Below are 14,529 nucleotides of genomic sequence, written 5' to 3'. Positions count from 1 at the left end.
TGACATTGTGCAACTAGACGATCTTTCTTTTATCGACCATCGTTTCCATCATCACCTGGGGAAACATTTTCGACGAAAGCTGATCGTCTAGCACGCACTGCCGCGCAACTAGACGACCAGCACTAAGGGCGTCGCGTTGATCGTTAGACTGATTCGTTATGGAAATGGGGCATGAAGAAATCGTCCAGCGTCTTTTGGAGAAGAGTAAAGAAGCCTTCATTCTTGCGTTGGAGCTTTACAACCGCCCGACTCTGAAATATCACGCTGAGTCCTGCTCGATCTTTCTTTGTAATGCTTGGGAGCTCATGCTCAAGGCGTACTTAGTTAAAGACCGAGGGGTCGACGCAATCTACTACTCCGATGGGTCGGGGAAGACGATCGCGCTTGCAGATTGCCTGAAGAAAATTTTCACGAACGACAAAGATCCACTACGGGTGAACATGGCCGAGATCATCCGTTTCCGCAACATCAATACGCACTTCATTACTGATGAGTATGAGATCTTTATCGGTCCATTCTTGCAGAAGTCGGTGATGAATTATGCAGACAAACTGCTCGAGCTGCATGGGGAGTCGGTAAGTGAATTAATTCCGGAAAATCACCTCACGCTTGCTGTGCGTCGTGGCGCTATTGATCCCGACGTAATCCGGGCAAAATATGAACCACACGTCGCGGAGAAGCTCCTTAAAATGAGACAGTTTGCAGCAGACGCGGCTGGTACAGGCGAAGGGGGAGCCGCTGCTGCGATTTATGAGACGAACCTCCGCATCGTCAAGAAGTCGAAGGATGCTGATCTCAATGTCTACATCGATAGCGATGCTGATGCGGGCATTGCCATTGTCAAGGATGTCCGCGATGCAGCTAGTTACTATCCATACACCAAAAAATTGGCGGTTAACGAGGTGCTCAAGCGCCTCGCTAAGTCGAAGACAACCATCTATCACCGTGGAGAAAAACGCAGATTTAACAAGTATGACTTCGATCTTTTCATCAAAGTTTTTCAACTCCGGGACGATGAACGATACGCCTACGACCGCAGTACGGCTGGTGAGAATGCGACAATGTGGACATATTCTCAGCAGGCCGTCGAGCTAGTAGTTGGTTATCTGCAGAAGGATCCAGAAGGCTGCCTCGACGCACTTAAGAGAAAAGCAGGAAAGTAAAAACACCAACCCTCGGAGCAAAGGAATTCTCAGGCCGAAGCCTTACTCCCATTCGGGAACCCAGCTTTATCCTTCTCGGGTTGGCGCTGTAGTCATAATGCTAATTGCACATGTTGTCTTGCACAACACTTATTTGCCTATCGGGGAGCAGTGTTGGGCAAAAAACATGAGGTAAAAACGTTGAAAAACGTGTCTTCAAAGCCCTTTGGTCTTTTAAAGGAGCTGGCCTCCCCCTGATCGTCTAGCTGCTCTTTTGCGCGACTAGACGATCTTTCTTTTATCGACCATCGTTTCCATCATCACCTGGGGAAACATTTTCGACGAAAGCTGATCGTCTAGCACGCACTGCCACGCAACTAGACGACCAGCGAAAACACCCCACCAAACCCACCTTGAGCCACTCCCGCGCAACTTTTTCGTGTTGACAGGAACAGACTCAACTTCTCGTGCGTTACACATAGTGCGAAACAAAAATTAGGCACGAAAGGATGATGCGATATGGCATCGAAGTACACACAGAAAACTCAGGAGGCTTTGCAGCAGGCACAGATGCGTGCGTCGGCTGCGGGGAACCCGGATATGCGCCCGGCTCATGTGCTTGAGGCGTTGCTGAAGCAGGATGGCGGCATTGCTGCCCCGGTGCTCAAGGCCACGGGTGTGGATCCGGAGACGGTGGCGCGCGAGGCTGGCGAGCTGATTAGCGGTTACCCGAGCGCGGAGGGCCAGGGCATGGCCAACCCGGGGATTAATAGGGATCTGCAGACGGCGCTGAGTGTTGCGCAGGATCTTGCAGGTGAACTTGGCGACGAGTACGTTTCCGCCGATGTTCTCCTCGCCGCGATTGCGAAGGGTAAGGACGATGCGGCTGAGTTGCTGCAGAAGCGCGGCGCAACGTTTGAGGCGCTCAAGGAGGCGTTCCCTTCGGTTCGCGGTGGCAAGAAGGTCACCTCTGAAAACCCGGAGGACCAGTTCCAGGCGCTGCAGAAGTACTCGACGGACCTGACTGCTCGTGCGCGTGAGGGCAAGATTGACCCGGTGATCGGCCGCGATTCGGAGATTCGCCGTGTGGTTCAGGTGCTTTCCCGTCGTACGAAGAACAATCCGGTGCTGATCGGTGAGCCGGGCGTCGGTAAGACTGCGATCGTTGAGGGGCTTGCGCGCCGCATTGTGGCGGGCGACGTCCCGGAGAGCCTGAAGGGCAAGACCCTGATTTCGTTGGATCTTGGCTCGATGGTTGCGGGTGCGAAGTACCGCGGCGAGTTCGAGGAGCGTCTGAAGGCTGTGCTCGATGAGATTAAGGAGTCGAACGGTCAGATCATTACGTTTATCGACGAGCTGCACACCATCGTCGGCGCCGGTGCCACCGGTGATTCCGCGATGGATGCCGGCAATATGATTAAGCCGTTGCTGGCTCGCGGTGAGCTGCGTCTGGTCGGTGCGACGACGCTGGATGAGTACCGTCAGTACATCGAGAAGGATGCTGCCCTGGAGCGTCGCTTCCAGCAGGTTTACGTTGGGGAGCCGACGGTCGAGGACACCATCGGCATCCTTCGTGGCCTGAAGGAGCGCTACGAGGTGCACCACGGTGTGCGCATCCAGGACTCGGCGCTGGTGTCGGCGGCGGAGCTTTCCAACCGCTACATCACGAACCGGTTCCTGCCGGATAAGGCGATCGATCTTGTCGACGAAGCCGGCTCCCGCCTCCGTATGCAAATCGATTCTTCCCCGCAGGAGATTGATGAGCTGGAGCGTATTGTTCGTCGTCTAGAAATCGAGGAGATCGCGCTGCAGAAGGAGTCCGACGCGGCGTCGAAGCAGCGCCTCGAGCACTTGCGCGAGGAACTCGCTGACCAGCGTGAACGTCTCGGTGAGATGAAGGCTCGTTGGGAGAACGAGAAGGCTGAGGTGAACAAGGTCCAGTCTGCGAAGGAGGAGCTCGAGCGCCTGCGCAACGAGTCCGAGATCGCGGAGCGTGACGGCGACTACGCCAAGGTCTCCGAGCTGCGCTACGGGCGCATCCCTGAACTGGAAGCGGAGGTGGCCAAGGCGGAGTCCGAGGCCAGCAACAAGACGATGCTGGAGGAGGAAGTCACGCCGGACATTATCGCCGATGTCGTTTCCTCCTGGACGGGTATTCCGGCCGGCAAGATGATGCAAGGTGAGACCGAGAAGCTGCTCAACATGGAGTCTGTGCTGGGTGAGCGCGTCGTCGGCCAGAAGGAAGCCGTCGTCGCCGTCTCCGACGCGGTGCGTCGCTCCCGTGCGGGTGTGGCGGATCCGAACCGTCCGATCGGTTCGTTCCTCTTCCTCGGCCCGACGGGTGTGGGTAAGACGGAGTTGGCGAAGTCGCTTTCGGAGTTCCTTTTCGACGACGAGACCGCAATGATCCGCATCGACATGTCCGAATATGGCGAGAAGCACTCGGTTGCGCGCCTGGTTGGTGCCCCTCCGGGATACGTCGGCTACGACGCTGGCGGCCAGCTCACTGAGGCTGTTCGTCGTCGTCCGTACTCGCTCGTGCTTTTCGACGAGGTAGAGAAGGCCCACCCCGACGTCTTCGACGTGCTTCTCCAAGTGCTGGATGAGGGGCGCCTCACCGACGGTCAGGGTCGCACCGTCGACTTCCGCAACACGGTGGTGATTCTGACCTCCAACCTGGGCGCTGGTGGTGACCGCGACCAGATCATGGAGGCTGTGAAGCGCCACTTCAAGCCGGAGTTCATCAACCGTCTCGACGACGTTGTGGTGTTCGACCCGTTGAGCAAGGACCAGTTGGTCGGCATCGTCGACATCCAGCTGGAGGGCCTGGCCGAGCGTCTCGCCGCCCGCCGCCTGGTGCTGGAGGTGTCGGATTCGGCGAAGTCCTGGCTCGCAGATCGCGGCTACGACCCGGCCTACGGCGCTCGTCCGCTGCGTCGCCTGATCCAGCAGGCCATCGGTGACCGTCTGGCGAAGAAGTTGTTGGCCGGTGACATCCGCGACGGTGACACCGTCCATGTCGATGTTGCCGACGGCGGCGAGTTCCTCGACGTCACTGCTGGCGTCAGCGCCGCTTAGTTCGGTGCTGTCGCTGTAAGCCCAGGTCGGGTGGAGAAAATCCGCCCGGCCTTTTCTTCTACCGGCCCCATTTTCCTAAACATTTGTCGCTTAATGAAAACGTGTTTCACTTCACTCGACGTACTACGGTGTGATCCGTATCATTCATGGCGACCGTCCCCTTTAGGAAAGGAGCACCACATGTCCACCCCAACTTCTATGCGCGCAGCAGTTGCCGAACAGTTCGGTCCAACCGTCAATGTCAAGGAAATCGACCTTCCCAAGCCGGGCCCGTTCCAGGCACTGGTGAAGCTCTCCGCCAGCGGCATCTGCCACACCGACCTCCACGCAGTGGAAGGTGACTGGCCGGTGAAGCCGTCGCCGCCGTTCGTACCTGGTCACGAGGGCGTCGGTGAGGTCATCGAGTTGGGGCCGGGTGAGCATTCGGTCAAGGTCGGCGACATCGTCGGCAACGCTTGGCTCTGGTCCGCATGTGGTGAGTGCGAGTTCTGCCGCACCGGCCGTGAGACGTACTGCAAGCAGGCAGAATACGGCGGCTACACGGTGAATGGATCCTTTGGTGAGTACATGCTCGTGGATACGCGCTACGCCCCGCGCATCCCGGAAGGCGCCGACCCGGTCGAGGTCGCACCGATCCTCTGCGCTGGCGTCACCGTGTACAAGGGCCTGAAGGAAGCACAGACGAAGCCAGGCCAGTTCATGGTCATCTCCGGCATCGGCGGCCTCGGCCACCTCGCGGTGCAGTACGGCGTGGCCATGGGCATGCGCGTGATCGCGGTGGACATTGCCGACGACAAGCTCGAACTCGCCAAGGAACTCGGCGCCGAGTTCACCGTTAACGCTGCTAACACCGACCCGGGTGAGGCCGTGCAGGAGTTCACCGACGGCGGCGCGCACGGCGTGCTGGTCACGGCGGTGCACCCGGCTGCATTCGGCCAGGCCATCGCGATGTGCCGCTCCAACGGCACGATCGTCTTCAACGGCCTGCCTCCGGGGGAGTTCCCGGCACCGATCTTCGACATCGTGCTGCGCGGCATCACCATCCGTGGCTCGCTGGTCGGCACCCGTCAGGACATGGCGGAGGCGCTCGACTTCTACGCCCGCGGCGAGGTGAAGCCGCACGTCACGGCTTGTGAGCTCGATGACGTGAACAAGGTGTTTGAGGACATGCGCAACGGAAAGATCGCTGGCCGAATGTCCATCAAGTACTAGGCGTTCCGCTCTTCGCCTGTGGCGTGTTTTTCTGTACACTAGCCGACAGACCGTCTTGATAGACCTTGTCTTCGGCGGTGAGGGTCTTGTTGAAGCATTTGTTGCTTGCAAGGCCCTCGTTTCGTTTAGCACTGTGACTTCGTCGAAGGGGGCGACGGCGCACAGCCACCGAAAGCCCACAAACCAACAACCCTTCCACCAACCCTTCCAACAATCCGGCCACTCCGCGATACACTGCCCCTTATGCAGCCGACTACGACGATTCTCACCCGTGTTGTCATTCCTGGTGTGGAGAGTGAGCAGCTTCGGGCTCAGCAGATTGGGTCGAATTTGTTTGTGGTGGCGAGTGTGCCGTTCGTCGATACGACGCTCGCGCTGGGGGACATTGTGGAGTGCGTGCTGGTTGGGGGCGCGTTCCATGTGGATCGTGTGGTGGTGCGTGGGGGCGCGTCGACGGTGCGTGTGTTGCCGGAGGATGAGAGCCCGCACGAGATTGCGGCGACGCTGCTGGCGTTTGGTTGTCGCGTGGAGTTGGGCCCTGGCGGCATGTTGGCGGCGAGCATTGGTGCGGATTGTCCGCGCGAGGGGATCGCGGAGTGGCTTGGCGGTTTGGCGGAGCAGGGTGCGATTCAGCTTGCTCCGGGCTACATGGCTTAGCAGCGGCACCAACCGCCTTACACCGCGCCCCGACCCCGAAACCTCGTTACACTTGCGCGCATGAGCGTTTTCGTTTCTGCCGCGGATCTCAATGAACGTATTCAGGCTGGCCTGAAGCAGACCGTTATTGCTTCGCTGTGGGAGCCGGAGGCCGGTAAGGCGTGGTCGAAGTTTCAGTCCGAGCATGTGCCGACGGCGTTGTTTTGTGATCCGTCGTCGCAGTTGGCGGGGCTGCCGGGTCGCAAGGCGGGGCGTAACCCGTTGCCGGCGTTTGGTGTGGTGAAGAAGGCGGTTGCGAACTGGGGGATCGAGGAGGATCGCCCGGTGTACATCTACGACGGTGGCAATGGGCTGTTCGCGGCGCGCACGTGGTGGATTTTGCGTTGGGTGGGCGTGACTGATGTGCACATCGTGGATGGTGGGTTTGCGGCGTGGAAGCGCGAGAAGCTCCCCACGGTGGCGGGTCCGGGTGGCATTGTGGTGCCGCGCGAGCCGGAGCGCCTGGAGCCGGGGAGTATGCCGACGGCGTCGATGGAGGATGTCCGCGAGTTTGAGGGCATGATCCTGGACGCGAGGAGCGCGCGCCGTTTCGCAGGCCGCCGCGAGATCCTGGATCTTCGCGCGGGTCACATTCCGGGTGCGGTGAATCTGCCGGTGACAGATCTTTTCGACGACACCACGCACCTGATCAAGGACACCAACACCATCCGTGGCCGCCTGGCGGAGGTCGGTATCACCCAGAACACGGACCCGCAGAGCGTGATTACGTATTCGGGTTCGGGCAACCACTCGGCGAAGTTGTTGGCGGCGATGGAGCACGCTGGCCTGCCGGTGTTGACGCACTATGTGGGCGGTTGGTCGCAGTGGAGTGCGAATAAGGAGAACCGCGTGGTTACGCGTGTTTAGCGTGTCGTGTCGGCGGGCGCTGTAACATCGTCGCTGATGATTGCTGTGCTGTTAGTTCTCGCGTTTGTGGCGCTCGCCGCTGGTGTTGCGCTGTTTATCGCTGATGCGCGTGAACGAAGCCCACGGCGTGCGTGGGCGCGGCAGCACGGTTTTACGTTTGCCAAGGTAGACGATCTGTTGGCAGCGGAGTGGCGTCGTGGTGCGGCGTCTGCGGGGGCGACGGCGCGCGAGGTCGTGTCGGGCTCCGCGTTCGGCCATGATCTGCACTTGGCGGATTTAGGGGAGACGACGGTGCTTGCGGTACCCACCGGCCGCGAGGCGGATGTTGTGGTGGATATGCGCCGCGACGGGTTCGAGCCGACACAGCGCGACGATGACCTGGTGGAGGCCACCCGCGAGGGCGCGTTCACGGTCCATGCCACGAGTGTTGGCCCTGCGCGCAGGCTTATCGACGACCGCGTGCGCACCGCCCTATCCACCCTCCCGCCCGCAGTCAACGCGGTGTGGTTCGAGGGCGCGTGGGTGATTGCCCAGTTCGCGCCGGGGTCAATGGCGCAGGATTGGGATGCGTCGTTGGCCGCGGTGGCGCTGCTGGCGGATGCTGCGCGCACACTCCCGCCGGTCGAGGATGCTCCGTTGTGGGTGGGGGAGGAGAAGGTGCAGGGGGTCGTCGAAAAGCAAGCGGGCCCTGAGCGGCCGGAAGATCCGGTGGAGCTGCCCACGCGGGTCACGGGTGGGGAGCGCGGTGAGGTCGAGGAGCGCGATCTTGGTGGCGACGATGTTGCCGCGATTGCTGGCGACGAGCGCACCGGCACCGACCTGACACGGGTAAAGCGTGTGCAGGGACCGTCGTCGATTTTTGATTCTGAGGAGAAATGATGAAAGAACAACTTGCTGAACTGGTCAAAGAGCTTGCCGTGGTGCACGGGAAGGTAACGCTGTCGTCGGGCAAGGAGGCTGATTACTACGTGGATCTGCGTCGCGCGACGCTGCACCACGAGGCCAGCCCGCTGATCGGCAAACTGCTGCGTGAACTGACCGCTGATCTGGACTTCGACGCTGTTGGCGGCCTGACCCTGGGCGCGGACCCAGTGGCTACTGCCGTGATGCATGCGGAGGGGCGCCCGATCGACGCGTTTGTGGTGCGCAAGGAAGCGAAGAAGCACGGTATGCAGCGCCGCATCGAGGGCCCGTCCATCAAGGGCAAGCGCGTGCTGGTTGTGGAGGACACCACCACGACCGGCAACTCCCCGCTGACCGCCGTGGAGGCCTGCCGTGCGGAGGGCGCCGAGGTGGTTGCGGTGGCCACGGTGGTCGATCGTGCGACGGGTGCGGACAAGGTGATTGCGGACGCCGGCCTGGAGTACCGCTACCTGCTGGGCCTGGAGGATCTCGGGCTTGCCTGAGTTAGAAAACAGCGCCGGGGACGGCGCAGAGCCAGCAAAGGGCCCGACCGAGTGGATGGAGGGCCGCCACGGTGTGGGCCCCTGGGAGGGCGAGTGGCCGGATGATCCGCGCTACGACCCGGAGTACCTCGAACACGGCGACACCCGAAACGTTGTCGATGCCTACCGTTACTGGTCGCTGGACGCGGTCGTCGCAGATCTGGATACGCGCCGGCACCCGTTCCATGTCGCTATTGAGAACTTTGAAAACGACATGAACATCGGCACGGTCGTGCGCACCGCGAACGCGTTTCTGGCCAAGGAGGTCCACATCGTGGGCCGGAAGCGTTGGAACCGGCGCGGCGCGATGGTGACGGACCGCTACCAACATATTCGTCACCACGAAACGGTCGCGGATCTCATCGAGTGGGCGAACGGCGAGGGCATCGCTGTCGTGGCCATCGATAACACCCCCGGATGCGTACCCCTGGAAACAGCCGAGCTGCCCCGCGAGTGCGTGCTCCTCTTCGGGCAGGAAGGCCCCGGCGTGACCGAGGCCGCCCAGGAGGCGGCGGTGATGACCTGCTCAATCGCCCAATTCGGCTCGACGCGCTCGATTAACGCGGGCGTGGCGGCGGGGATCGCCATGCATGCCTGGATCCGCCAGCATGCAGACCTGTCTCACGCGTGGTAGCAAAACGGCGCGGTCTGGCAATATAACAGGCAAAATAACTGGCAACACACGTGGAAACGTCACTACTTAGAGGAGACATCAGTGCCTGAAACCTGGGCGCATCGTGCTGATTTGGCGGAATCGGCAATTACTGAACGTCACGCCCAGAAGCTCTGGATGTTGCCGAAGACCAACATGGCCGTCGTCGCCTGGCCGCCGGGGCTGAAAGACAAGCTGTTTTGGCACTGGCACTACTGGTGGCAGGCGCAGTACCTGGATTGCCAGGTGGATGCGGCGATGCGACGTCCGACGAAGACGCGTCGGCGCCGGATCCTCCAGACGATGCGCACGATCCAGGGGCGTAGCCGCGGCCGCTTGACCCGCAACATTTACTACGACGACAAAGCGTGGCTCGCGCTTGCCTGGGCGCGTGCGGGGCAGTTGCCGAAGAATAACGGCAAGGTGTCGTCGAAACGCTCGAAGGTGCTCGAGGATCTGGAGTTTGACCTGCTCTCGGGCATCGACCCGGTGGTGGGCGTGCTGCCGTGGCGTACTGGGGAGACGTTCTACAACATTCCGTCGAACGCGACCGCCGCGATGGTGTTCGCGCGCACGGGCCGGTTGGATAAGGCGCGCGAGATCGTCGACTGGATCTTTGACAACCTGGTGCGCGAGGACGGTCTGCTCAGCGACGGTGTTCGGATGCGTATGTCGGGGCCTGAGGTCGTCGATAAGATTTACACCTACAATCAGGGCACGGTGCTCGGCGCGAGCCTGGAGATCGCGCTCGCGCTGCGTGAGGATGTCGGCCTGGCCCACGACGAACCCATCGACTCGTTCGAAAACTCCGAGCGCGCCGATGCTTCCATGTTCTACATCACCCACATCCGCGCGATCGTGCAGGCCATCGCCCTGGAGATGGCCACCCCGCACGGCGTGCTGCTGAGCCCACCGGAGGAGTCCGGCGAGGGCGACGGCGGCCTGTTCAAGGGCATCCTCGCGCGCTACCTCGCCGACGTGGCCACGCGTCTGCCGGAGGATTCGAAGGAGAACATCGCCACGAAGAAGATCGCGGCGCGCCTGGTCATGCAGTCCGCGGAGTCGCTGTGGTCGCACCGCCTGGAGGTCGACGGCCTGCCGGTTTTTGCCGCGGAGTGGACCGAGGATGCGCGGCTGCCGCATAACTATGGGTTGGGGCCGGCGTCGATTAGCGAGGCCGTGGGGCTCGTGCGTATCGACGAACGCGACCTCTCCGTCCAACTCTCCGGCTGGATGCTGCTTGAAGCAGCGGCGAAGGTGTCTGCAGCAATGGCGTAATATCGTGAGCACCGTTGTGGCAAAGGGAGGTGCTCGGGACGCATGCAGAAGAACAAGCGGGCGTTGATCGTCGTTGATGTGCAGGCAGGATTCCTGTCCGACTACACGTCGCGTTGCCTACCGCGCGTGCACGAGCTCCTCGCTTCTGATGAGTTTGACCTGGTTATCGCTACCAGGTTTTTCAACCCTGATGGGTCGGCGTTCCGTACCCGCATTAACTGGGATCGGTTGTCCTCGCCTGAGGAAGTGCAGCTCGATCGGCTCGTGGAAGAGCGCGCGGACATCATCATCGACAAGGACACCTACGGTTGCGGCGAGGCTTTGCTTTCTGCACTGAAGTCTCACGGGATTTCGGGGGCTACCCTTGTCGGCATTGATACTGACGTGTGCGTTTTGCAAAACGCTGCGTACCTCTTTGACCATGGCGTCAATGTTGATGTGGACCTAGCGGGTTGCGCCACAAACGGTGGCCCCGAAGCAGACGCTGCCGCGGCACGTCTGATGGGGCGGACAATCGGTTATAAACACACGCGCGGACACACCGCAGCGTAGGAACAATTTCGGGGGGCGAAATGCAGTGGGGGTTTACAAGATACGAGTTTGCGCCGACAGATGTCGGTGGGCCGATCACAGATGCGCGCGTCATAGCTCGTATCGAAGGCGAATTCCGAGCTCTCGGGTGGGAGCAATGCACGGAAGTGTTTGGTACGCGCGATCACGCATTGTTGCTACCACGCACGTATGCAATCGTCTCAAAGGGCGATACCTTGCTTTATCTTTCCCAGTCCGGGTACGGAGTGGCCCGATACCAATTCGACTACCGCGCTGATATCGGGGAAGAGCCAGTTGCATCCGTGGCAAACGCGCTTCGGGATCGTGTTCTGTTCCAACAATCACTCAGCGATTCACCAGATAAGACAGTGCGTGAAGTCGAAGAATTGATTCGGCATATTAGGAAGATTCAGGAGCGTTACCGGCGGGAACTCTTCCGAGGTTCTGCAAACGACGCGGTGCACGAATATTCATTCTCGGTCTACGCGGTATCTGAGCCCGTCGACGATCGCTTGGTCCACGCGCTTCTGCATCCAAGAGATGTTGGTTGTTCCCTAGGACTGGATCAAGCCAACCTTCCGTCGACCAACCACTTGGTAGACCGAATCAATGGAACAATCCCAAATCTTCCGTGCCCGATCATTGATAGTCAAGGGCACCGTTTCTGGAGCAGCTGGTCGGCCAGCGTTATCGGGGCAAGTTGTTCAGGATTAGAGGAACTCGTCTCACTTAGTGAATTCAGAGTTCAGTCGACCTGGCTCGCTGCACACAAGACCGCGAAGATGGCAGCACAGGTTGACCTCGCAGGACTCGATTCGAAGGGATCCTCCAAAATGCGATTCCTCCAGTCTGACTTTGTATTGGTTGTCGCACGGCACCGTGAACGCTTAGGGGCTCATTCACCTGCACTCCACTCAAGCTTGTTGGACGAAATCAATCGTTCGAGTGATCTCGACGCCGAAATAGCTCGAGCCGAGACAAACCTCGAATCTGCTGTTGCAACGATGGCGTATTACGACGAACGCTCGAACCTAAAAGGCCGAAGACTCATTGAATTCGCAGCGTGGGTTTTCGGTGTAGCGGGTCTAGCCGAGCTTCTTGTCGAGCTTCCACTCCGCCCAAACACGTTTGCTACCCACCCGTTTTCTTTCGCTGCGTGGCTCCTCTTGGCCACTGTTGGGGGCATTGTGGTTTTCCGTCAGCGGTAGTTTTCTAAAACGGGCATACTGGTGTGCGTAAACGGTCCCAATCCCAGGAGGATTTTCATGCCTATCGCAACCCCCGAGGTCTATAACCAGATGCTGGATTCCGCCAAGAAGGGCGGCTACGCGTTTCCGGCGATTAACTGCACGTCTTCGGAGACGATCAACGCGGCCATCAAGGGGTTCGCGGAGGCGGAGTCGGACGGTATCATTCAGTTCTCCATCGGTGGTGCGGAGTTTGCGTCTGGTCAGGCTGTGAAGAACAAGGTGACGGGCGCGAAGGCGTTGGCTGCGTTTGCGCATGAGGTGGCGAAGCATTACGACGTCAACATTGCACTGCACACCGACCACTGCCAGAAGGAAGTGCTCGACGACTATGTGCGTCCGCTCATCGCTTACTCCCAGGAGCGCGTGAACGCCGGCGAGCTGCCGTTGTTCCAGTCCCACATGTGGGATGGTTCCGCGGTTCCTATCGACGAGAACCTGGAGATCGCCCAGGAACTCCTTGCTAAGGCTCGCGCTGCGAACATCATTCTCGAGGTGGAGATTGGTGTTGTCGGTGGTGAAGAGGACGGCGTTGAGGCGAAGGCCGGCGCGAACCTGTACACCTCGGAGGAGGACTTCGCCAAGACCGTTGATGCCCTGGGTACCGGCGAGAATGGCCGCTACCTGCTGGCTGCCACCTTCGGCAATGTCCACGGCGTGTACAAGCCGGGCAACGTGAAGTTGCGCCCCGAGGTCCTGGATATGGGCCAGAAGGTTGCGGAGAAGAAGCTCGGCCTGGCTGAGGGCACGAACCCGTTCGACTTCGTCTTCCACGGCGGCTCCGGCTCCGAGAAGGAGAAGATCGAGGAGTCCCTACGTTACGGCGTGATCAAGATGAACGTGGACACGGATACTCAGTACGCGTTCACTCGCCCGGTTGTCTCGCACATGTTTGAGAACTACGACGGTGTGCTCAAGATTGATGGCGAGGTGGGCAACAAGAAGATGTACGACCCGCGTTCCTACCTGAAGAAGGCCGAGAACGCTATGGCTGCGCGCGTCATCGAGGCGTGCCAGGACCTCCACTCGGTGGGCAAGTCGGTTTCCAAGTAAGCCACTGCTTATCGACGACACCACCTCCCCGGGCCCACAGCCCAGGGAGGTTTTCCCTTTCGGGCCTAAGCTGTTTAACCATGGCTAAGCAGAGGATGGGCACGCGCGCGCGTCTGCAGTTGGTTGATAAGTCGCTGCAGTCGCGGGTGAAGCGTGTGCGGAAGCGGTTGTTGCCAATTTTGCAGATCGCCTTGGCCGCCGGGTTCGCGTACTACATTGCGCACGACGTGATGGGTCACGCCCGGCCGTTTTTCGCCCCGATTGCCACGGTGATCATCATTGGCATGACGGGCGGCGACCGTGTGTCGAAGTCGGTGGAGATGGCCATGGGCTGCGTGCTCGGCGTGCTGGTGGGCGACCTGATTTTCTACCGGCTCGGCGCCGGCGGCTGGCAGATCGCGGTGATTGTCGCTGGGTCGTTGTTGATCGCGTCGTTTTTGAGCAAGTCAGTTCTGGTGAATAATCAGGCCGCGATCGGTTCGATCCTGATCGCGACAATCATGCCGCCTGGTAGCGAGTTCACCGGCGTGGACCGCACTATCGACGCCATCATCGGCTGCCTGATCGCAATGGCAGTCATCGCCCTGGTGCCTCAGGCTCCGATGTCGGAGGCCCGCGCGGAAGTGTCCAAAGTGATGGGCATCGTCTCTTCGGTTCTCGACGACGTGGCCACCGGCCTCCGCGAACGCAACCCCAACATCATCGACGAGGCCCTCGAGCAGATCCGTGGCACCCAAACGGGTATCGATGACTTAGCCGCCGCGATCAAGTCCGGCGAAGAAGCCAGCCGTGTCTCTCCGTTTTTGTGGGGCACTCGCCGCTACATCAACTCCCTGGCGCGCGTGATCCCGCCGGTGGATAACGCGGTGCGTACCTCCCGTGTGCTCGCGCGTCGGGCTCACGTTCTTGTCGAGGACAGCGACACCATCACCGAACAACAAATCGAGCTCTTGGACACCTTGTCCCGCGTCTGCCTCGAACTTTCCGAGGTCTACGACGTGAACTCCCGCGTCGCCCAGGCCACCGTCATCCCGGAGTGCGTCAACGAGTTGCGTGCTGCGGGCCAGGCCGCCGGCATGGATATCGTGCCCAAGGATGCCGTCCTGTCCGCCTACGCCATCCTCGCGCAGACCCGCTCCCTGATCGTGGACCTGCTGATGGTGTGCGGCATGTCCCGCGAGTCCGCCCTCGCCGCCCTGGTGCCTACTTCCACGACGCCCAAGTACGAGCCGGAAACCTTCGACTTCGACTAGCTTCACGCCGCCCTGTTGCCGGCGCCGGTGAGCCGCCCTTCCGCCGCGCCGCCC

The 14,529-nt window shown here is 60.4% G+C and carries 13 protein-coding genes; all 13 read left to right on the top strand.

Annotated elements, in window-relative coordinates:
- The first annotated feature begins 158 nt into the window (after positions 1-158).
- The 13 genes from HMPREF2656_RS00150 to HMPREF2656_RS00090 all read left to right on the top strand — a co-directional run bounded on the left by HMPREF2656_RS00150 (position 159) and on the right by HMPREF2656_RS00090 (position 14,475).
- Positions 159-1,163 (top strand): DUF3644 domain-containing protein, encoded by a 1,005-nt coding sequence (locus tag HMPREF2656_RS00150; protein WP_141760954.1) that lies wholly within the window; start codon positions 159-161, stop codon positions 1,161-1,163.
- 498 nt (positions 1,164-1,661) lie between these two features.
- Positions 1,662-4,220: an ATP-dependent chaperone ClpB gene (gene clpB, locus HMPREF2656_RS00145; protein WP_070569073.1), complete on the top strand. Its 2,559-nt coding sequence runs from the start codon at positions 1,662-1,664 to the stop codon at positions 4,218-4,220.
- A 180-nt stretch (positions 4,221-4,400) separates the two neighbouring features.
- Positions 4,401-5,432, top strand: a complete 1,032-nt coding sequence (adhP, locus tag HMPREF2656_RS00140; protein ID WP_070815544.1) for an alcohol dehydrogenase AdhP — start codon at positions 4,401-4,403, stop codon at positions 5,430-5,432.
- Between the two features lie 243 nt (positions 5,433-5,675).
- Positions 5,676-6,089 (top strand): DUF4265 domain-containing protein, encoded by a 414-nt coding sequence (locus tag HMPREF2656_RS00135; RefSeq protein WP_070815543.1) that lies wholly within the window; start codon positions 5,676-5,678, stop codon positions 6,087-6,089.
- A 60-nt stretch (positions 6,090-6,149) separates the two neighbouring features.
- Entirely contained in the window at positions 6,150-6,995 is an 846-nt protein-coding gene (locus HMPREF2656_RS00130; protein WP_070450114.1) for a sulfurtransferase, read from the top strand.
- A 36-nt stretch (positions 6,996-7,031) separates the two neighbouring features.
- Positions 7,032-7,874, top strand: a complete 843-nt coding sequence (locus HMPREF2656_RS00125) for a type III secretion system chaperone family protein (RefSeq protein WP_141760953.1) — start codon at positions 7,032-7,034, stop codon at positions 7,872-7,874.
- Complete coding sequence (gene pyrE, locus HMPREF2656_RS00120) at positions 7,871-8,401, top strand: orotate phosphoribosyltransferase (RefSeq protein WP_070423263.1); 531 nt, start codon at positions 7,871-7,873, stop codon at positions 8,399-8,401. Before HMPREF2656_RS00125 ends, pyrE begins: the two co-directional genes overlap by 4 nt.
- Before the next feature lie 55 nt (positions 8,402-8,456).
- Positions 8,457-9,074, top strand: coding sequence for a TrmH family RNA methyltransferase (locus HMPREF2656_RS00115; protein WP_070423341.1), 618 nt, complete (start codon positions 8,457-8,459; stop codon positions 9,072-9,074).
- Between the two features lie 81 nt (positions 9,075-9,155).
- A complete protein-coding gene (locus HMPREF2656_RS00110; protein ID WP_070615435.1) occupies positions 9,156-10,370 on the top strand; it encodes a glycoside hydrolase family 76 protein in 1,215 nt (404 codons plus the stop codon).
- Positions 10,371-10,412: 42 nt separating this feature from the next.
- Complete coding sequence (locus HMPREF2656_RS00105) at positions 10,413-10,922, top strand: cysteine hydrolase family protein (protein ID WP_070423261.1); 510 nt, start codon at positions 10,413-10,415, stop codon at positions 10,920-10,922.
- Between the two features lie 146 nt (positions 10,923-11,068).
- Entirely contained in the window at positions 11,069-12,130 is a 1,062-nt protein-coding gene (locus HMPREF2656_RS00100) for a hypothetical protein (protein WP_141740871.1), read from the top strand.
- 57 nt (positions 12,131-12,187) lie between these two features.
- The gene (fbaA, locus tag HMPREF2656_RS00095; RefSeq protein WP_070450105.1) at positions 12,188-13,222 is read left to right on the top strand and encodes a class II fructose-bisphosphate aldolase; all 1,035 of its coding nucleotides are present in this window, start codon (positions 12,188-12,190) and stop codon (positions 13,220-13,222) included.
- Positions 13,223-13,302: 80 nt separating this feature from the next.
- Positions 13,303-14,475, top strand: coding sequence for an FUSC family protein (locus tag HMPREF2656_RS00090; protein WP_070569065.1), 1,173 nt, complete (start codon positions 13,303-13,305; stop codon positions 14,473-14,475).
- Positions 14,476-14,529 lie beyond the last annotated feature (54 nt).

Source organism: Corynebacterium sp. HMSC034B08 (genome assembly GCF_001835805.1).
Lineage (GTDB): Bacteria > Actinomycetota > Actinomycetes > Mycobacteriales > Mycobacteriaceae > Corynebacterium > Corynebacterium coyleae.
Note: the sequence above shows the minus strand (reverse complement) of the source record. Positions and strands in the feature narration are given on the sequence as shown.